This is a genomic window from Robertmurraya sp. DFI.2.37 (genome assembly GCF_029211245.1).
GTDB classification, from domain to species: Bacteria; Bacillota; Bacilli; order Bacillales; family Cytobacillaceae; genus Robertmurraya; species Robertmurraya methanolica_A.
Window position 1 is genome coordinate 1 of record NZ_JARGEJ010000776.1, and the last position, 292, is coordinate 292.

Annotated in this window: 1 pseudogene; it reads left to right on the forward strand. The window is 40.4% G+C overall.

The annotated features are described in order from the left end of the window. A pseudogene (locus PZE06_RS28590) lies at window positions 1-292 on the forward strand (NADH-quinone oxidoreductase subunit L); the annotation flags it as partial.

A 292-nucleotide genomic window follows, 5' to 3' on the forward strand; every position in this document is an offset into this window, starting at 1 on the left:
AGAATGCTTGGATCATACAGATTTTCCCGCTTTTATCATTTTTGTTCCTTATTCTATTTGGGAGGAGATTAAAGGAAAATAGTGCGTACATCGGAATGGTGCTCACACTTGCATCTTTGGTCTACTCTTTGGTGGTGTTGTTTGAGCGCTTCAACCACCCGACTTATACAGCCGAAGTGACATGGCTTACAATAGGGGATGTTCAATTAACAGCGGGTTTTGAAGTCAATCAATTAAATGCGTTAATGCTCGTCATCGTATCGCTTGTTAGCTTTCTCGTACATACTTATTC